This is a genomic window from Aromatoleum petrolei, assembly GCF_017894385.1.
Taxonomy (GTDB): Bacteria; Pseudomonadota; Gammaproteobacteria; order Burkholderiales; family Rhodocyclaceae; genus Aromatoleum; species Aromatoleum petrolei.
Genome location: NZ_CP059560.1, coordinates 4,205,258 through 4,223,405, shown reverse-complemented (window position 1 = coordinate 4,223,405; position 18,148 = coordinate 4,205,258). Strand labels below are relative to the sequence as shown.

Below are 18,148 nucleotides of genomic sequence, written 5' to 3'. Positions count from 1 at the left end.
CCCTCAATGGCCGTCAGCAGCACGCAGACGTGCCACATGCCTGCCATGCAGCAGATAAAACGCGCCCATGCACAGCACGGCGAGCGCCGCCATCGCCCAATACAGGTTGCGGTACCCGACCTGGGAGATGGCGAGCCCCAGGAGATAGGGGCCAAAGCCCAGGCTCGCATCGAGAAAAATGAAGAACGTCGAAGTCGCCAGGCCCATGCGCTGGGGTGTGACCACCTTGACCGCGACCGCGTAGAAGACCGATTGCAGGTTGCCGAATCCCAGCCCGATCAATGCAGCAGCGGCCAGCAGCATGACGGCGCTCTGCACGTTCGCGAGCAGGGCCAGACCGAGCGCGAGGAGGATGCAGCAGGGAAATACCACCACGTTCGAACCTTTCCGATCCATCAAGCGTCCGGTCCAGGGACGGGACATCAGCACCACCGCCGAATACACGATGAAGAAGAAACTCGCCGCCGTCACCAGATCGAGTTCGACCGCGTAGACGTTGATGAAAGCCAGCACACTCGCGTAGCACAGTCCTGCCATGAAGGCGACCACGGCAACCGGAACGGCGCGCCGCTCGAGCACGCGGCCGAACGAGAACTCGAAACCGCGCATCGCGCGGTGCGCCGCGTCGAGCTCGGGGACCTGCAGCCGGGTCGCCGCCAGCAGGCCGATCACCGACACCGCCAGGCTGCACGCGAAGATCCAGTCGAAGCTCGCATGCTGCAGCAGCCACAGGCCTAGAAAGGGGCCGATCGCCGAGGAGAGCGTGGTGCTAAGGCTGAAATGGCCAATGCCTTCGGCCTTGCGGTCCGGCGGGATGATATGCGCCACCGCAGTACCCGCTGCGGTACTGCCCACGCCCAATGCCGCCCCATGCAGGAAGCGCACGACGATCAGTGCCGAAACGGAATCGCTCAGGAAATACAGGCAGGTAGTCAGTGCAAATGCAGCCGTGCCGCCGATCAGCGTCCTTTTCCGGCCGATGACGTCGATCAGCTGTCCGATGACCAGCCGTCCGGACAAGGTACCGATGACGAAGATGCCGGCGACGAGACCCGCCTCGCTCAACGACGATCCATAGGCCTGGATCGCATACGCGCCGACCACCACGATCAGCATGTAAAACACCAGGGCGAGAAGGAAGTTCACGCCCGCGACGATCAGGAAGTCGCGGGTCCACAGCGGTGACGATTTCATGTCGGGGAGGACCGGAATTGTTATTTGAGATTGCCGAGTAGCTGCCTGAATACGGCGACTGCCTGTTCCAGTGCAGTGACGCCGATTCCGGCGGTGACGCGCTGCTCCAGCGCGGTGATCTTTGCGCGGCACTCGGAATAGACGTGCAGCCCCTGCTCCGTCAGCGCAACCGACTTTTCGCGCCGGTCATTGCCCGGAACGCAGCTCAGATACCCCAGCTCCTCGAGACGTTGCACCCTGCGCGTCACGCCGGGTTTTTCGATGCCGTGGTAGTGGGAAATCTCGACGAGCGACGCGTGCTCATGCTCGTGCAGATAGAGCATCACTTGCCACAGGGAATACGACAGCTCGTAGGGATGGAGCAGGCGATTCAGGGCCTGGATCAGGGGTCGGTAGACCGACAGATAGGATCTGAAAAATCCCTGCATCGTGGGATATAGTTGCGTTACTTAACCATTAACCAACGCAACTATATGGATGAACCGCTCGGTCGTCAATTGCGCGGATCTTCACCACCCGACGGGTCGTCGGGTTCGGCGGAATAGAAAGTTGTCAGGGCTGCGATTCACTACAACCGTCGCCCTGAGCTTGTCGAGGGGTCCTGGCAGGGCTTAGACAGGCCTAGCCCGAGCGGTATGTGCCTGCCGCGTTGATAGTCCGCAGCGTCGCGAGACCGAAACATGAAAGTACCGGGCGCCCGCGTCATGGCTGCGCAGCGCCCCCAGTCTTCACGCGACCGAAGGCGCTGCTGATTTCCCGGCGACGGCACGACCGATTGAGAACTCAGGCAGCCAGCGGCACGATCGCATCCACCGGACAGACTTCCTTGCACTGCGGCGTGTCGTAGTGCCCTTCGCACTCCGTGCATTTGCCGGCGTCGATGACGAAGATGTCGCCCCCTGCCGCAATCGCCTCGTTCGGGCATTCCGGAACGCACACGTCACAGGTGATGCAGTCGTCGATGATTTTCAGCGCCATTTTTCGATCTCCTCGTCGTTTTGATAATGAATGTCTCTGCTGGGGTTGGGGGTGCGCCCGATGTGCCCGCACCCCGCGCTGATCGCCGTCACAGCGCGAAATCGGCTTCCAGATCGGCGACCGCTGCCGCACCCTTCGGCTCGGGCTGATAAGCGGGTCGGTCGCCCTTGTACAGCACCTTGCCGACGTTGAAGCCGTCATCGGTCATGAGCCGCCGGGCAGCGCGTGCGGCGTCGTCGGTCACATCCACCACCGCGGTGCGTACCATGTGCTTCCACTCCTGCTGCTCCGGGCGGAAGGTCACGCAGGGGCTCAAGACCTGCACCAGCGAGAAGCCGGGGTGGCGGATCGCCTGCGTGATGATGTCGGCGACGTTGTTGGGGTCAGAACTCGAGCAGCGCGCGATGAAGTTCGCCCCAGCCGCGAGTGCCACGACCAACGGGTGGAAGGATTCGATGCCCGCGCCGTCCGGCGTGAGCTTGCTGCCTTCCCAGTCCGGTTCGGTAGTCGGCGAGGCCTGCCCCTTGGTCATGCCGTAGACCTGGTTGTCCATGACGATGTAGGTGAGGTCGACGTTCCTGCGGCAGGCGTGCAGGAAGTGGTTGCCGCCGATCGAGAAGCCGTCGCCGTCGCCGCCCGTCACCAGCACGGTGAGGTCGGGGCGCGCGATCTTGAGCCCGGTGGCGACCGGCAGCGCGCGGCCATGCACGCCATGGAAGCCGTACACGCTGGTGTAGGCCGGAATGCGCGAGGAGCAGCCGATGCCGGAGACCACCGCGACGTTCTCGGGGGCGAGCTGCATCGACGCAAGCGCACGCGTGATCGCGGCGAGCACCGAGTAGTCGCCGCAGCCGGGGCACCAGATCGGCTTCACGTCCGACTTGTAGTCCTTGGCGGTGTAGTCCCGCTGCTTTACACAGGCGTCCATGTTCAGCTCCACTGGGTGATGTGTTCGACGATGGCGCCGGGGCGAACCGGCAGCGGTCCGGGGTGATGAAGCGCCCTGACCTGGCGCGGCAGGTCGTACTGCGCGCGCAGGTAGCGGTGGAACTGGCCGCTGTGCGATTGCTCGACGACAAGCACGCGTTCGACGCCTTCGAGCGCGGCGGCGAATTTCTCGGGCTGCACCGGCGAGATGAGGCGCACGGCGACGAGCTTGACGCGGTGGCCGGCGGCACGCAGGCGCTGGAGCGCTTCGCGCGCGGGGCCGGCGCTCGAGCCCCAGGTGAGAATCGCGGTGTCGGCGTCCTCGTCACCGGTGATGTCGGCCCAATGCTCGCCATAGTTGTAGCCGGTGAGTTTCCTCAGGCGCTTATCCAGCTGCGCCTGGTGGTCAGAGGCTTGCGACGAGGGGGTGCCGGTCTCGTTGTGTTCGAGGCCGTCGGCGGTGTACATGCCGCCCGCCATGCCCGGGATCGCCATCGGCGAGACGCCGGACGCGGTGTTGGCATAGCGCTTGTACTGCACACCCGCTTCGAGCGCCGCGGGTTTTTCACGCTGGCCGATGAAGCTCACGGCGGCCGAGCGCGGCATCACCGCCCTCGCCTGCCCCATCGCCTGGTCGGTGAGGACGATCGCGGGGGTCTGCAGGCTTTCGGCGAGATGCACGGCCCACTGCGTCGTAAAGAGGCAGTCCGCGACCGAGTTCGGCGCCAGCACGAGGTGCGGCGCGTCGCCGTGCAAGCCATACACTGCAACGTTGAGGTCCGCCTGTTCGGATTTCGTGGCGATGCCGGTCGAGGGGCCGACGCGCATGACGTCGATGACGACGATGGGCACTTCGGCGGCGACTGCGAGGCCGAGCGATTCGGTCATCAGCGCCAGTCCTGGCCCGGAGGTGGCAGTGAGGGACGGCACGCCGCCATAGGAACCGCCGATGATCTGGTTGATCGAGGCGAGTTCGTCCTCGGCCTGCACGAGCACGCCGCCGACTTTCGGCAGCGCCGGGGCGAGCCATTCGAGCACTTCGGTCGCCGGGGTGATCGGGTAGGCGGCGACGAAGCGCACGCCGCCGCGCAGCGCGCCCATGCCGGTGGCTTCGTTGCCGGTGATGCTCCAGCGTTCGGCGGTGTCCGGCTTGCCCGCGGGCAGGCGCGGCACGTCGGGGAAGTCGGCAGCCGCTTCGACGCCGGCGCGGAAGGCGGCGAGGCTCGCGGCGATGGCTTCCTCACCCTTGCGCTTCAAGGTGTCGCGCAGCACGCCCGCAACGATGTCTTCGGTGAGGCCAATCATCGCGGCGATGGCGCCGAAGGCGACCATGTTGGGGCGGCCGTCGGGGACCTTCTTGGCGAGCGCCTTCATCGGCAGCGCGATCTGCTGCGCGCCGCTGCGGGTGAAGACTTCGGGAGTTTCGCCTTCGCCGGGGTCGCCGATAATGAGGCTGTCAGGCCCGAGCGGGATCTCGGCGGCGAAGCGGCCGACGTTCTGCCAGTCGACGCCCACCAGCAAATGGAAGCGGTCGTCGTGCGAGGCAATGGGCTCCGTACCCAGACGCAGCATCACCGCCGCTTCGCCGCCGCGGATCTGCGGGCCCGCGGAGCGCGTCATGTACGCGTACCAACCGGCTCGCGCCGCCGCTTCCAGCAGCAGGCTGCCGGCGGTCACCACCCCCGCCCCGCCGCTACCCGCCATCACCAGGGAAACCGTCTGCCCGCTCATGCGACCCTCCGTCTGCGACGACTGGAACCGGCGCGTGAACGTACGCGCCCCGATGAGCAAACTCTACCGATCGTATTGCTCCCTGTCAAATTGTTTGTCTTCCACTATTTTTATCAACGTTTGGACGGCATACTTGGGAGACCCAACGTTTTGTTTTTCCCCATATTCATTCCATGACACAAAAAAAATCGACGGACAAGAAAGGTCTCGACTTCGGTATGCTCCCCAGCCTGGCCGGCTACCAGCTGCGTCTGGCGCAGATCGCGATCTTCCGTGACTTCGCCGAAGGGCTCGGCGAATTCGACGTCACCCCCGGTCTGTTCGGCATCCTCGTGATCATCGAGGCCAACGCGGGGCTCAAGCAGACCGAACTCGCCCGCGCCGCCCACCTCGACCGCTCCACCGTCGTCTCCGTCATCGACAACCTCGAACGCCGCAACCTGGTCGAGCGCCGTCCGGCCGAGAACGACCGCCGCTCCAATTCGCTGGTGCTCACGACCGACGGCATCGCCCTGCTGAAGAAGCTCAAGCGCCGCGTGCAGGACCATGAAAAGCGACTCGTCGAGCACCTCAGCGAGGACGAGCGTACGACGCTGGTAAGCCTGCTGCAGAAAATCTTCCCGGAACACCGGTGAGCGGCGCGCAACCCGGAAACCCGCTTCACGGCGTCACGCTCGAAGCAATACTGACCCGCCTCGTCGAGCACTATGGCTGGGAGTCGCTGGGCGAGCGCATCGCCATCCGCTGCTTCACGCACGACCCCAGCATCCCCTCCAGCCTGAAGTTCCTGCGGCGCACGCCCTGGGCGCGCGAGAAGGTGGAGTCGCTATATCTGTACATGCTGCGCACGCAGGCAAGGAATTCGGAATGACCTACGAAGAACATCTGGATGAAGTCACGACGCTCATCACCGAGAAATACCACGTCGAGGATCAGGTCGCCATCGACATGGTGATGCGCGCCCAGGCCGACGATTTCTTCACCCTTCACGACGACGATCCGTCCATCTGCACACTCGACCGCGCACATGCCGACGCGCGGGCCGTCTACAAGAAATACCGTTGAGGAGAGTCCCGATGTCCACACATACCGCAGCGATCGAATGGTTCCGCGCTCCGCACGCGGCCGACCCCAAGACCTATTCGCGCAAGCACGTCAGCAACCTGGCTGGCGGTCAGACGGTCAACATGTCCTCGTCGCCCACCTTCCTCGGCGACCCCGACTGTGCCGACCCCGAACAGATGGTGATCAGCGCACTGGCGAGCTGCCACATGCTGTTCTTCCTCGCGATTGCCGACCTGAAGGGATTCCCGGTGGCCCGCTACACCGACACCCCCATCGGCGAGCTGGGCAAGACCGAGAAGGGCCAGGCTCTCACGCGCATCACGCTGTCGCCGCGCGTCACCTTCGTCGACAAGACGCCCGACAGCGCCACCTTCGCTGCGATTCACGACAGCGCCCACAAGCGCTGCTTCATTGCCAACTCGCTCACCGCCGAGATCATTCTCGACCTCGGCTGACGCCACCGCGGACGCGACGGGCAAGGTCCGCGATCTGTGCTATAGCGGAACATCGACCAACCGGGAGCGGAAGATGTCACCGCTGCGCTGTCTTGCCGCGGCCCTTGCCCTCGTCTCGCAGACCCTGCCCTCGACCGCGCACGCGGCTGACGCCGCGAAGCGGCTGATGGTCGCGGCGACCGCCGCCGAGGCAAGTGAAGTACGTGTCGAGCGCTTTGCGGTCCCGGCGGGCGCCCACCCTCACGACATCGCACCCGCTCCCGAACCGGGCGGGCCGGTGTGGTACACCGCACAACGGCAGGGCGCGCTCGGCGTCCTCGACCCCGCCACCGGAAAGACGCGTCACATCCCGCTGGGCCGCGGCTCCGCACCGCATGGCGTGATCGTCGGCCCGGACGGCGCACCGTGGATCACCGACAGCGGCCTCAACGCCATCGTCCGCGTCGATCCCAAATCCTTCGAGGTCAAGCGCTACCCCCTGCCCGAAGGCGGCTACGCCAACCTCAACACCGCCGCCTTCGACGGCAAGGGCATCCTGTGGTTCACCGGCCAGTCGGGCATCTACGGTCGGCTCGACCCCAAGACCGGCGCGGTGCAGGTGTTCGACGCCCCGCGCGGGCGTGGCCCCTACGGCATCACCGGCACGCCGGGCGGCGAGATCTACTACGCCTCGCTTGCCGGCAGCCACATCGCGCGCATCGACACGGAAACCGGCAAGGCCGAGGTCATCGAGCCGCCGACGCCGAACCAGGGCGCACGGCGCGTGTGGTCGGATAGCAAGGGCCGGATCTGGGTCAGCGAATGGAACTCGGGGCAACTCTCGCGCTTCGACCCGAAGACCCGGGAATGGCGCGCGTGGCGGGTGCCCGGCGACGGCCCCAAGCCCTACGCCGTCTATGTCGACGCACGCGACCACGTGTGGGTCAGCGACTTCGGCGCAAACGCGATGCACCGCTTCGACCCGGCGAGCGAGCGCTTCGAGACCTTCCCCTCACCGGAATCGAACGCCGCGATCCGCCAGATCCTCGGGCGGCGCGGCGAGGTGTGGGTGCCGGAATCCGGCACCGACCACCTCACCGTCTATCGCACGGAATGAGCGCCACCGGCCTCAGAACGGCAGCACCAGCTTGAACAACGCCTTGTCGCCGCGGAAGCGGTTCTCGGCCTCGGTCTCGTGCTGCCACTGCGCGATGAACATCGTGCCGTTCTTGTTCGTGTAGCTCACGCTCGGGCCAATCGCGAACACCTCGCCCTTGCGCCCCTTCGACCACACACCCGGTACCTCGGGCAGTGTTTCGCCTTCGAGCTTGTCGTTCTCCGTCTGCTTCAGGTAGTAACCGGCGAGACCCACCGCCCACGGCCCGAAGTGCTTGCCGAGGACGTAGTCCATGTGAAACTCGTCGCCCGACTCGTAATCCATCTTGGGCATGCCCGGCGCAAGGCGGAAGTCCTTGTTCTTGCGCTTGATGTTGTACATGAACTTGCCGGACAGCTCCCAACCGTCGTCGGACAGCCAGGTCGCCGCGAAGATCGGCTCCAGGCTCCAGTAGTTCGTGCCGATGCTCTTCCTCGGGTCGCCCGACTTGTACTGCCCCGTCGGCATGTTGATGTCCATCGCGACCGTCCAGTGCAGATTCTTGGTGTGCCACGCGATGATGATCGGGTTGAAGGTGATATCACCGACGCCGCTCACTGTCTTGCTGTCCCCGCCCAGCTTCACTTTCTGCTGCACGAGCGGCACGACGAGATGCATGCCCCAGTCGCCGCCGAAGATCTTGGTGTCGGTCATCTTGATGAAACGCATCGCCTCGAACCACGCATCGACCTCGGCGCCCGGCACCTTGTCGCCATCCCCGTCGCGCAGCTTGCCGCCGTAATGGCCGAAGTAGTTCAGGAAATAATTTCCCGGCGGCGGCACTGCACCCGCCAGCCAGCCTTCGGCGCCGTTCGGATACTGGTCGCCGCCCTCCTTCGCGACGGCATTGCCGGTGGCGAGGACTGCGAGTGCGGCGGCTGCGGTAATCTGTCTGAATTTCATCGTGTCTCCTCCCTGATTCTTATGTCGGTCAGAACGGGAACGGCCGCTTGCCCATCTGCACGGTGATCCACTTGAGTTCGGTCATCTCGTCCATCGAGTGATGGCCGCCCTCGCGCCCCATGCCGCTGTCCTTGATGCCGCCGAAAGGCACATGCGGCTCATCCATGATCGACGCGTCGTTGATGTGCACCATCCCCGCCTCCAGCCGCAGCGACAGGTCGAAAGCCTTCTGCAGGTCGTTGGTGATGAGGCCCGACGACAGCCCGTAGCAGGAATCGTTGGCGAGCCGCAGCGCCTCCTCGCTGTCCGCGGCGCGGATCACCGACACCGCCGGGCCGAAGCTCTCCTCGCGGAACACCACCATGTCGGGTGTCACGCCGGCGAGGATGGTCGGCTGGTAGAAGGCGCCCTCGCTCTTGCCGCCATGCAGCAGCCTCGCCCCATTCGCGACCGCGTCCGCCACGTGGCGGTCGAGCACCGCGCACTGCTTGCGGTCGATCAGCGGCCCGATCACCGTATGCGGATCGCGCGGGTCGCCGACCTTGAAACCGCTGATCTTCGTCGCGAGCTTGTCGCAGAACGCATCGAAGATCGGCGCCTCGACGATCAGGCGCGAGTTCGCCATGCACACCTGCCCCTGGTGCAGGAAGATGCCGAAGGCCGCCGCATTCACCGCATAGTCGACATCGGCATCCTTCAGCACGATCAGCGGGCTCTTGCCACCGAGTTCCAACGTGATGCGCTTGAACTGCCGCCCCGCCGCCGCCGACAACTCGCGTCCAACCTCGGTCGAGCCGGTGAAAGTGATCATGCGGATGCGCGGATCCTCGACGAAGGTGTTGCCCAGCACCGAGCCCTGCACCGGCACCACGTTCAGCACGCCCTTCGGCAGCCCCGCCGCCTCGAAAATCTCCGCGATCTTCAGCCCGGTCACCGGCGTATAGGTCGCAGGCTTCAGGATGAAGGTGTTGCCCGCCGCCAGCGCCAGCGCCACCTTCTTCGTCGCCAGCAGGAAGGGGAAGTTGAACGGCGCGATGCCGGCAATCACCCCCAGCGGACGGCGCACGCTCATCGAGAACACGCCCGGGCTGTCGGAGGGCATCGTCTCACCCGTGATGCGCCGGCACTCGCCCGCGGCGCTGCGCAGCAGATTCACGACGAAACTCGCCTCGAACATCGCCTTGCCGAAGGTCGAACCGGCCTCGTCGATCAGCACCTCGGCCACCTCCGGGATGCGCTTCTGCAACTCGTCGGCGGCACGCAGCAGGATCGCCTCGCGCTCGTTCGCCAGCGTGTTGCCCCAGCTTTCCCGCGCCCGGTACGCCGCCGCAATCGCCCGCTCCAGGTCCGCGGCCGAAGCCTGATGGACCCGCCCCCACACCCCGCCGGTCGCCGGGTTGATGTCGTCGAGGATCGTTTCCGTCGATGAGCCCACCCACTCGCCGTCGATGAACAGCTTGTATTCCTTCATGCTTCCCCCTTACAGGCTGATGCCGCACCGTCCCGGCGCGATGATGTTGTTGGGATCCAGCGCCTTCTTCAGGCGCTTCTCGATGTCGCGCTTCACCGGCCCGTAGGTCGCGGCCACCTTCTCTGCGAAGGCGGTATTCGCGCGATACATGCCGTAGCCCTCCTTGGCGAAGGTGTGCAGCAGCTCGTCGTAGCACGCGTAGGCCTTCTCCATCTGCTCGGGGTTCGAGCGGTCGTACAGCAGGTCGATGACGTGGTGCATGTCGCGCCAGCCGACGATGAACTCGCCCACGTAGTCGAAGCCGTACTTGCCGAGGATGGTCTTCGCCATCTGCATCTGCTTGAGCGTCTCGGCGCCCTTCGCCTGCGACACCGGCGCAAACCAGATCGAGCCGCCGCCTCCGCGCCAGTTGTACAGGCCGAACTCCCCGAGGTTGGGCTTGCCCTTCATCAGGTCGAAGCGGTACTCCAGCGCCTGGCTGCCCTTCGAAGCTTCCTGCGTGATGATCTTGCCGCCGGTGCCCGCCGCGACCGCCTCGATGATCTTCCAGTTGGCGTCGTTGGTTTCCTTGGTGCCATACAGGCCCGCATACACGTTCCACGCGCCGATGTTGTGATCCTTCTGGATGCGTTTCACCGCCTCGTCGGGGATCGCGCCCGGCCCGGTGTAGTAGTCGGCGCGCTTGACCGGCGTGCACGGCGCCTCCCACAAGGTGTGCGCGATCACCACCGCATTCGGGATCACCATCGCGATGCGCAGCGGACGCAGCGCCTCGACGATCTTGGTGATGTCGGCCTCGTCCGGATACTGGATGCAGAACGGACGGAAATCCGGCGGCGCCGGCATCAGCCACATCCCCATCTTGGTCACCACACCGTAATTCGACTGCGTGAACATCCCGTCCAGCGTCGGCCCGTAGCCCCACTTGAACACCTGCCAGGTGTTCGAATTCGGCATCGCCCCCATGCCGGTGCGCAGCACCTGCCCGTCCGCCAGCACCACCTCCATGCCGCACGAGAACATGAAGTGCTCGCCGTAGGGCGTGTAGCCCACGCCGCGGTCCACCATGTTGCCCACCGGGCCGGCAATCGCCGACGGCGCCGGGCACGAGAACCACAGCGGCAGCTTGTGCTCCTGCAGGTAGTCGTAGAGCTGCTGATAGGTCACGCCCGGCTCCACCAGCGCCGTGCACAGCTCGGGGTCAACCTCGATGATGCGGTTCATGCGCCGCAGATCCATCACGATCTGCCCGCGCTGCACCGGCGCCGCCGAGCCGTAACCCAGGTTCTTGCCGGTCGACACCGGATAGACCGGGATGCGGTACTTGTTGGCCACCTTCATGATGCGCTGGATCTCTTCCACGCCGTCCGGCATCACCGAAGCCGACAGCTCGTGCTGGTCGTCCGGCACCGGCATCATGATCTTGCGGTAGGGCGCGAGTTTGTCCTCGTCGACCACCACATGCTCATCGCCCACGATGGCCCTGATCTCGCGCACCGCCTTGTCGAAATCGGCCGCACTCACACCCTTCGGCAGCACTTTCGCCTTGCTCTTCGAAACCATTGGAATGTCTCCGTTGTATTTATCATTGCCGCGCGACGCGTCAGGCATCGATCGCGAAGGACACGAGGCTGGCAGTACCCACGCGCCGATAGGTGTCCATGACGAGGCCCGCCCCGCGCGCCGCTGCGATCTGCTGGAAGATCACCGCCGACGCGTCATCCATCACGCCGACCACGCGCGCCCGTCCTGCACGGTCCAGCAGCGCCGTCACCCCCGCGAAACTGCCGAGCGCCTGCGCACTTGCCGCAACCGGCCGCACGCCCTGCTCCGCCGCCAGCCCGCGCGCCAGCGCCAGTGCCTGCGGGGACTCCGCCTGCGCCACCACCATCACCGGCCGCCGCGCCTCATCGCGCGCGCCGAAGTCGGCCATCACCGCCAGCGGCGTCGCCCCGAGCGCCCCGCCGCCGAGCACCCCCTTCAGGAAAATGCGCCTGTCCATGTCGGCTACTCCCGCGCCAGTGCTTCGCTGCCATTGATCCGCCGCGCCACATCGGCAAGCGTCGCGTCGTCGATCTCCGTCGGCCGGAACGCCGGCATCGCGCGGTTGCCCATGCGCACCACGCGCCGGACATACTCTTCCGGCAGCGCCCGCCCCTTCAGCACCGGCCCCACGTTCGCCTCATGGCAATAGCGGCACACCTTGTCGTACACCTCGCCGCCGTCGCGCCACTCCGCCTGCGCCCCACCCGCTGCTGTCAGCGCGGCCAAGGTCCCCAGACAAACGGCCAATCTCCTTGCGTACATTTCCACCTCCTCCTGATTGTTGGCCTTCCAACTTCTTCGGAAAAGGTAGAGCAAGCGCAATGCCTGCCGTGCGCAGGCGAACAACACTTCTTTATTTACAGATACTTAGATACGCAACGCGGCATGCAGGTCCGCCGCCTGCCGCGAGGGTCGGCTGTCCAGAATCCAGACACATCGACGCGCCACCGCCCCGCCGGCCCGCGACAACACGGACGCAGCGAGGCGACAGCAGCGCGAATCGCAAAAACAGACACCGTCCAGATTTGCGACACTCGGAGGCCCGTCACAAGAAGCCCCCACGGTCGCCTAGTTCCGAAGACGTCGCTCAGGAATTCACCCCACCACGTCGAGCGGGCTCCGCACGCCACGCCCTCCCCGGTTCAAGACGTGCGTGTAGATCATCGTCGTCGACACGTCCGAGTGCCCGAGCAGCTCCTGCACTGTGCGGATGTCGTAGCCCGCCTCCAACACGTGCGTCGCGAAACTGTGCCTCAGCGCATGGCAACTCACTGGTTTGCTCAAACTTGCCTCGCGCGTCGCGCGATGCACCGCCTTCTGCAAGCTGCTCTCATGCAAATGGTGCCGGCGCACCACACCGCTGCGCGGATCGGCCGACAAGCGGCTCGCCGGAAACACGTACTGCCAGCCCCACTCCCTCGGCGCCGCCGGATACTTGCGCTCCAGCGCGTCGGGGAGGAACACGGCGCCCGCCCCCCGCGCCAAGTCCTCGTGATGGAGCCCCCACACCTTCGCCAGATGCGCCTGCAAGCCATCCACCAGGCGCGCGGGCATCGGCACGACCCTGTCCTTCTGCCCCTTCCCATCACGGACCACGATCTGCCGATACTCGAAGTCGAGATCCTTCACCCGCAGTCGCACACACTCCATCAGGCGCATCCCCGTGCCATACAGCAGCGCCGCCATCATCCCGTGCACGCCGTCCATCCGCCCCAGCAGACGCACGACCTCGTCCCGCGACAACACCACGGGCAGACGCTGCGGACGCTTCGCCCGCGCAAAGCTCCCCAGATCTCCCAGCGGTCGCTCCAGAACCTTGTCGTAGAGAAACACCAGCGCATTGAGCGCCTGGTTCTGCGTGCTCGCCGCCACCCGCCCCTGCACCGCAAGATCCTGAAGAAAGGCCTTTACCTCCACCGCTCCCGCCGCGCGCGGATCCGCCCCTTTAAGAAAGCGCGCAAACCGGTCCAGCCACCCGCAATACGCCTCCTCGGTCCGGATCGAATAATTGCGTTGCTGGATAACCGCCACCAACTGACCGCGCAACGCATCCACGCCTTTGCCGCCCTCCACTTCGCCAGCAGAGGGCTTCGGCGCGAGGCTACGGGCAAGCGTAGGGTGCGTCGCCGGCAGCTCGCGCCCGGCCTCCCGCCAGAAGTCCCAGTCGACCGCCGCAGCAGCCGGCGCGTGTGCCAACTGCAACAACAGCCTCACCGCCTCCACCACCTGGCCAAACTGCCACGCCTGCAATCGGCCTATCCTGCCGCGCTCCGCCAGCCACGCCTCCACCTCCGCCGCCGTGTGCGTCGCCAGCCGTCGCCCCTCAAACGCCTTCAGATAGTCCTCCGCGTGTCGCACATACCACTCCGCGGCACCGGGCTTCACACCGGAATTCCCCAACAGAGTCCGATAGTTGCGCCAAAACCGTAGTACCGCCTCGGGGGCGTTTGACAGAGTCATATGCGTCGGCTATGTTGCGTTGTAAGAAGTCGTTACAGGGATCGCAGCCAATGCTATCGTCATCCGTCATAGCCAACAATAGGCCGATTCGGCCTATCCCACTACCGGCCGATTCCGTCTACTACAACTGTTGGGCGCCATGATAAGAGCGAGGCTTCGGCTACCTGTATTCGCTGCGATTTTCACAGTCCTTTCTATTATTTACCTCGCTACCGAATATTTCAGAGCATGGGAAGCAGACAATGATGAAGAGAACACTCGTCTGCGTGAAATCGTCGCATCGAAGTACAACGAGCTTCCGTTTCCTTCGATGGGCACGCTTGTCTACGAGGAAGGCAGCGCAAGCCGTAAGTGCAAAATGGCCGAGATCAGGAAGTTGTTTTCTTCCGATATGGCGCCAGCGGAAATCTGTAGAGCCATTTATTCTTCGCTATCTCCAGAACACTGGGCCTCTCGCGATGGATGTAGTGTCAAGACCTACCCGTACAACCCGAAAGATATCGCGCCAACAAGGCCCGCTTACGAATACGCCGGGCTCTATGCTTGCATCAAGCCGTTTCCCTGCAAGTTTGGAATCGAGGTGACTACCGCACCTAAAGAGGCATGGGGTAGCCTGTTCATGCTGTCACACTATGGTGAAAGTCAGGCTATCCCCCTTGCAAGGAACCGCGGCAAATCGTTTTATACGGTTACCCTCCACTATTATTCTGAGGAAAACACGTATGCACGTCTCTGCCCTGGACGTGCAGAGTGCGAATGTGACTGGAACTCTTTGCAATGGTGGAAATTTCAGGATGGTTCAGGTTTTTATCGTTCGGACTAAATTTATGCATTTAGCCAACTCAATATGCGTGGGCGATCAACGGGAATTAGCGTTCGATACAAGCGATTGCGAAAATACCACGAGTCCAGCCGAAGCGATGTCGCCCAACACTACGCTACAGCCGACAGGTCAAAAGCTGCGCTTTTGCCCGTCGGCTGATCTTCCACGTTAGGCCAGTGAAAAAAATCGATCGCAAGATCCTTCGCGCCGAGATAAAACGACGGATTAGGCGGATGCATAACCCCACTGTTCGGCGCTGGAAGGCCTTGTATAAGTTTTTCGTGTGTAGCATCGTTTTGCTGGTATCAGGCGCCACTTTACTTTCAAGCCCCAAGCCGCAATTTCGGTCCGCTGGGCTAATTCTGTTTTCTGCAGGGGCGTTGCTTTTTGTGCTGTACAGAGCTCTGCTCCGAATCTTTCGTAAACAAGGATATATTGACGAATGGCTAAGGCCTTTAGATCATATTGTTATTGCGATACCGATACCTATTCTAATCGCCATTTCTCACGAAGAATCTAACCGCATCATATGGCTTACCGCCTTATCAGCCGTTGGCGCTTATGGGACGTGGCGACTTCGGAAGTACACGCGTCAACGTCGGCGAGCTGACTACTTTCGGGTGGCGCGGGAATATTTATGGGAGATTGATCCCGACAACCCTAACAATTCGGTCAAGCGGGACGCACCGCAAGCGGCGCGCCCCTTACCTTAACCGTTAGAGAACTCAATAGACATGGCAACTTGGTCAGACGATATCGAAATCGCGCTTGGCAAGCTGGGCGGCATTGCCACACTCAGCGCTATCTACGAAGAAATCAAGAATGTCCGACCAGCACCGTATCCGAAAGCACTGGAAGCGACAGTTCGTGGCGCTATCGAACGTAACTCTTCGGATTCAAAAGCGTTCTCGTCCAATAACGATCTGTTCTTTTCGGTTCATGGTCTAGGTGCTGGCATATGGGGGCTCAGAAACCAACTTAAGCCCACACCGGTTGCAGGTGATATTGGGCAGCTTCCGCTTGGAACGGAATCACCGGAGCGTGTTACGCAAAATACGTATCGAGTACTTCGCGATACAGAACTTGCGAGGAAGATTAAATTCCTCCACAAGGATGTATGCCAGCTTTGTGAGACAAGAATCAATCTTAATGGCAAAACCTACTCGGAAGCTCATCACATAAAGCCACTGGGTACTCCTCACTTTGGCCCAGACATACCGGAAAACATCATCGTTGTTTGCCCGAACTGTCATGTTGCCCTCGATTACTTCGTGGCCCCACTAGAGCCTGAAAAATTTAAAGCTGTCGCAGGGCATGTAGTTGGATCAGAGTTCATTGCATACCACAATCGGCATGTCGGCAGCGTTCTCTAACCCGGCGCTCAACCCCGTTCGCTTCGCTCTCTGGACGCTGCGCGATAGAGCCGCGCAGCGCCGGTTAGCTCTACGTTAGCCGTCTTCCTATGGTTCCCAATCTGCCAATTGCCACTGACAACATCTATAAGTTCGCCTGTTTGTTTGGCCTCGCCATGATCATCGTGTCCATACTTTCCTTCGTCACGGTGTATTCCTCCACCCTCGACAGAAAGGTGAAGCTGAGCGAGGCGATCATCCCGCTGGAGGCCAAGGAAACGCTGACGAAAGCAGAACAGCAGACTCTTGAACTAAATCGAAAGCTGATTGAAGTCGCAAAGGGCAATGAGCGCACCGCACATTCCGCTATCGGCGGCACATTCGCCGTTGGGCTAATGCTAAGCATTTACGGCGCCCGTCGCTGGCGCACAACGATTCAAGCACGCGATGACCTACTTGCCACATTGCAGATTGAGAAACTTCGAGCTGAAATCGCAAAGCTGGTTCTTGAAACCGATCGGTTGCGCAATGTCGCAGACGGCTCGCCTAGGCAGCAGAACGTCACGACCGGCAATGACGGCTAACCTCTCGGTCAACACGGACCGCCTGCAAGCCGCGCTTGCAGGTTCCCTCCGCCGCTTCGCGGCTCCGACGGCCGGTTACCTCAAACGTTATGCATAGGAACTATGATGCTTCAACACTTTAAGGGGTCGCCATTGTGGCTGATTGGTCTCTTCATACTATTTGCAGAGGCCACTGCAGGACTGGCGGCTGTGAAGATTGATGGGTGGCCTCAAGCTGCATTAGTGATCTTCGTCATTTCCTACTCTACCGTAGTGACAGCAATCTTCTTTGCCTTTCTGTGGTTTAAGCCGGAGAACTTTTACGGCCCGACAGAATATGGACAAATATCACCCGAGATTTACGCAAAGGCTTTGAAAGGGATACCCGCGGAAACGGCTCTTGCAGTCACGAAGCTTGAGGAAAATCCATTTGACGAGGATGCCTTGTTTTCGCTTATGGACAACTTAATTATTGAGGATGCCAAGCAACATATAGTCCTAATGCGCAGAACTAACGACACCCTTGATATATCGGATATCAACGATCAAGGATTTACACATCGCTATGAAATTGTAACCCGAGGAAAGGGCGTTTCATTTGGCCTATTTTCACCCGGAAGCTTTGTGAGAAAACTCCAAGGAACTGAACTCTTGTACCTCTCTGGCGGAAAAGACAAATTATTCTTAACGCCCCGTGGCAAGAAGTTTGCAGACTGGTTGATAAGACATGAGAAGGACGCAGAAACCTTTAACTCCGAAAAGGGCCGGTGGGGCAAAGAACAGAGCGCGTCTGACGTAATGAAGGAGCGTTTCGGCGCCGATGCATAACCCTACAATCAACCGGACCGTAAAAAGCTGCGCTTTTTCCGTCCGGTTATTTCCACGTTGGGTCTCTTCGCTCACCCCCGAAGATGCTCGATTTATTTCCAGGGGATTTGGGAGTTAAAAAAATGAAAAATACAGCTTTGAAATTTATATTTTTTGCACTCTTAGTGCCTTTGGCGGGTTGCGCTACGATCATGGGTAGCGATACCCATGTCATGCCAATCAGTAGCACACCTAGTGATGCTAGCATCAGGATCACAGATGAAAAGGGATTAGAGATTTTCAAAGGTAATACGCCATCTACTATTACCCTGAAGAAAGCTGACGGTAGTTATTTTGGCAAAAAATCATATACAGTCACCATTGCTAAAGCAGGTTTTGAAACGCAAACAATACCAGTTACTGGAAGCCCTAGTGGCTGGTACATTGGAGGAAACTTGTTGTTTGGCGGGCTAATTGGGTGGCTAATCGTTGATCCGTTAAACGGCAAAATGTACAACCTTTCCCCAGAAAACATTAATGCCAATTTGCCCGCAAATCCAAAATCATCTCATAACAATAGGGCTGTTGATGGTGGCATCACGGTTATGCTAATCCAAGATGTTCCGGAAAACCTTCGCGGAACAATGAAAGCATTGAACTAATCGAGGCCCAACCCAACAGTCGAGCGGACCTGCGCCAAAAGCGGCGCAGGTCCGCTCACTATTACGTTAGGATCTTA

The 18,148-nt window shown here is 61.7% G+C and carries 21 protein-coding genes; 10 read left to right on the top strand and 11 right to left on the bottom strand.

The window, feature by feature from the left end; all coding sequences use genetic code 11:
• Positions 1–3 precede the first annotated feature (3 nt).
• The 5 genes from ToN1_RS19275 to ToN1_RS19255 all read right to left on the bottom strand — a co-directional run bounded on the left by ToN1_RS19275 (position 4) and on the right by ToN1_RS19255 (position 4,830).
• Positions 4–1,194 carry an MFS transporter gene (locus ToN1_RS19275; protein ID WP_169205674.1) on the bottom strand — a complete coding sequence of 397 codons (1,191 nt, stop codon included), beginning with the start codon at positions 1,192–1,194 and terminating at the stop codon, positions 4–6.
• A gap of 20 nt (positions 1,195–1,214) precedes the next feature.
• Positions 1,215–1,622, bottom strand: a complete 408-nt coding sequence (locus ToN1_RS19270) for a MarR family winged helix-turn-helix transcriptional regulator (RefSeq protein ID WP_169205675.1) — start codon at positions 1,620–1,622, stop codon at positions 1,215–1,217.
• Between the two features lie 355 nt (positions 1,623–1,977).
• Complete coding sequence (locus tag ToN1_RS19265; protein ID WP_169205676.1) at positions 1,978–2,172, bottom strand: YfhL family 4Fe-4S dicluster ferredoxin; 195 nt, start codon at positions 2,170–2,172, stop codon at positions 1,978–1,980.
• An 88-nt stretch (positions 2,173–2,260) separates the two neighbouring features.
• Positions 2,261–3,100, bottom strand: coding sequence for a 2-oxoacid:ferredoxin oxidoreductase subunit beta (locus ToN1_RS19260; protein WP_169205677.1), 840 nt, complete (start codon positions 3,098–3,100; stop codon positions 2,261–2,263).
• Between the two features lie 2 nt (positions 3,101–3,102).
• Positions 3,103–4,830: a 2-oxoacid:acceptor oxidoreductase subunit alpha gene (locus tag ToN1_RS19255; protein WP_169205678.1), complete on the bottom strand. Its 1,728-nt coding sequence runs from the start codon at positions 4,828–4,830 to the stop codon at positions 3,103–3,105.
• Between the two features lie 173 nt (positions 4,831–5,003).
• Here ToN1_RS19255 and ToN1_RS19250 point away from each other — a divergent pair, with 173 nt between their 5' ends.
• The 5 genes from ToN1_RS19250 (at position 5,004) to ToN1_RS19230 (ending at position 7,446) form a co-directional block, all read left to right on the top strand.
• A complete protein-coding gene (locus tag ToN1_RS19250; protein ID WP_169205679.1) occupies positions 5,004–5,465 on the top strand; it encodes a MarR family winged helix-turn-helix transcriptional regulator in 462 nt (153 codons plus the stop codon).
• Complete coding sequence (locus ToN1_RS19245; RefSeq protein WP_169205680.1) at positions 5,462–5,701, top strand: VF530 family protein; 240 nt, start codon at positions 5,462–5,464, stop codon at positions 5,699–5,701. Before ToN1_RS19250 ends, ToN1_RS19245 begins: the two co-directional genes overlap by 4 nt.
• Complete coding sequence (locus tag ToN1_RS19240) at positions 5,698–5,895, top strand: hypothetical protein (protein ID WP_169205681.1); 198 nt, start codon at positions 5,698–5,700, stop codon at positions 5,893–5,895. The genes ToN1_RS19245 and ToN1_RS19240 overlap by 4 nt, the downstream gene beginning before the upstream one ends.
• A gap of 11 nt (positions 5,896–5,906) precedes the next feature.
• On the top strand, positions 5,907–6,350 hold the full coding sequence (locus tag ToN1_RS19235) for an OsmC family protein (protein WP_169205682.1): 444 nt from the start codon (positions 5,907–5,909) through the stop codon (positions 6,348–6,350).
• Between the two features lie 73 nt (positions 6,351–6,423).
• Positions 6,424–7,446, top strand: a complete 1,023-nt coding sequence (locus tag ToN1_RS19230) for a Vgb family protein (RefSeq protein WP_244860828.1) — start codon at positions 6,424–6,426, stop codon at positions 7,444–7,446.
• A gap of 12 nt (positions 7,447–7,458) precedes the next feature.
• Here the strand turns inward: ToN1_RS19230 and ToN1_RS19225 are convergent, their stop codons facing one another.
• The 6 genes from ToN1_RS19225 to ToN1_RS19200 form a co-directional block, all read right to left on the bottom strand.
• On the bottom strand, positions 7,459–8,388 hold the full coding sequence (locus tag ToN1_RS19225) for a SphA family protein (RefSeq protein ID WP_169205683.1): 930 nt from the start codon (positions 8,386–8,388) through the stop codon (positions 7,459–7,461).
• A gap of 28 nt (positions 8,389–8,416) precedes the next feature.
• A complete protein-coding gene (locus ToN1_RS19220) occupies positions 8,417–9,859 on the bottom strand; it encodes an aldehyde dehydrogenase family protein (RefSeq protein WP_169205684.1) in 1,443 nt (480 codons plus the stop codon).
• A gap of 9 nt (positions 9,860–9,868) precedes the next feature.
• A complete protein-coding gene (locus tag ToN1_RS19215) occupies positions 9,869–11,422 on the bottom strand; it encodes an FAD-binding oxidoreductase (protein WP_169205685.1) in 1,554 nt (517 codons plus the stop codon).
• 40 nt (positions 11,423–11,462) lie between these two features.
• Positions 11,463–11,861, bottom strand: coding sequence for a hypothetical protein (locus ToN1_RS19210; RefSeq protein WP_169205686.1), 399 nt, complete (start codon positions 11,859–11,861; stop codon positions 11,463–11,465).
• Positions 11,862–11,866: 5 nt separating this feature from the next.
• Complete coding sequence (locus tag ToN1_RS19205) at positions 11,867–12,166, bottom strand: c-type cytochrome (protein WP_169205755.1); 300 nt, start codon at positions 12,164–12,166, stop codon at positions 11,867–11,869.
• 333 nt (positions 12,167–12,499) lie between these two features.
• Complete coding sequence (locus ToN1_RS19200) at positions 12,500–13,789, bottom strand: integron integrase (RefSeq protein WP_280516648.1); 1,290 nt, start codon at positions 13,787–13,789, stop codon at positions 12,500–12,502.
• Between the two features lie 205 nt (positions 13,790–13,994).
• On the opposite strand from ToN1_RS19200, the gene ToN1_RS19195 reads away from it, so the two are divergent.
• The 5 genes from ToN1_RS19195 to ToN1_RS19175 all read left to right on the top strand — a co-directional run bounded on the left by ToN1_RS19195 (position 13,995) and on the right by ToN1_RS19175 (position 18,071).
• Positions 13,995–14,687, top strand: a complete 693-nt coding sequence (locus ToN1_RS19195; protein ID WP_210147865.1) for a hypothetical protein — start codon at positions 13,995–13,997, stop codon at positions 14,685–14,687.
• A gap of 734 nt (positions 14,688–15,421) precedes the next feature.
• Complete coding sequence (locus ToN1_RS19190; protein WP_169205688.1) at positions 15,422–16,060, top strand: HNH endonuclease; 639 nt, start codon at positions 15,422–15,424, stop codon at positions 16,058–16,060.
• 89 nt (positions 16,061–16,149) lie between these two features.
• On the top strand, positions 16,150–16,623 hold the full coding sequence (locus ToN1_RS19185) for a hypothetical protein (protein ID WP_169205689.1): 474 nt from the start codon (positions 16,150–16,152) through the stop codon (positions 16,621–16,623).
• Positions 16,624–16,725: 102 nt separating this feature from the next.
• A complete protein-coding gene (locus tag ToN1_RS19180) occupies positions 16,726–17,430 on the top strand; it encodes a hypothetical protein (protein ID WP_169205690.1) in 705 nt (234 codons plus the stop codon).
• A gap of 122 nt (positions 17,431–17,552) precedes the next feature.
• On the top strand, positions 17,553–18,071 hold the full coding sequence (locus tag ToN1_RS19175; protein WP_169205691.1) for a hypothetical protein: 519 nt from the start codon (positions 17,553–17,555) through the stop codon (positions 18,069–18,071).
• The last annotated feature ends 77 nt before the right edge of the window (positions 18,072–18,148 follow it).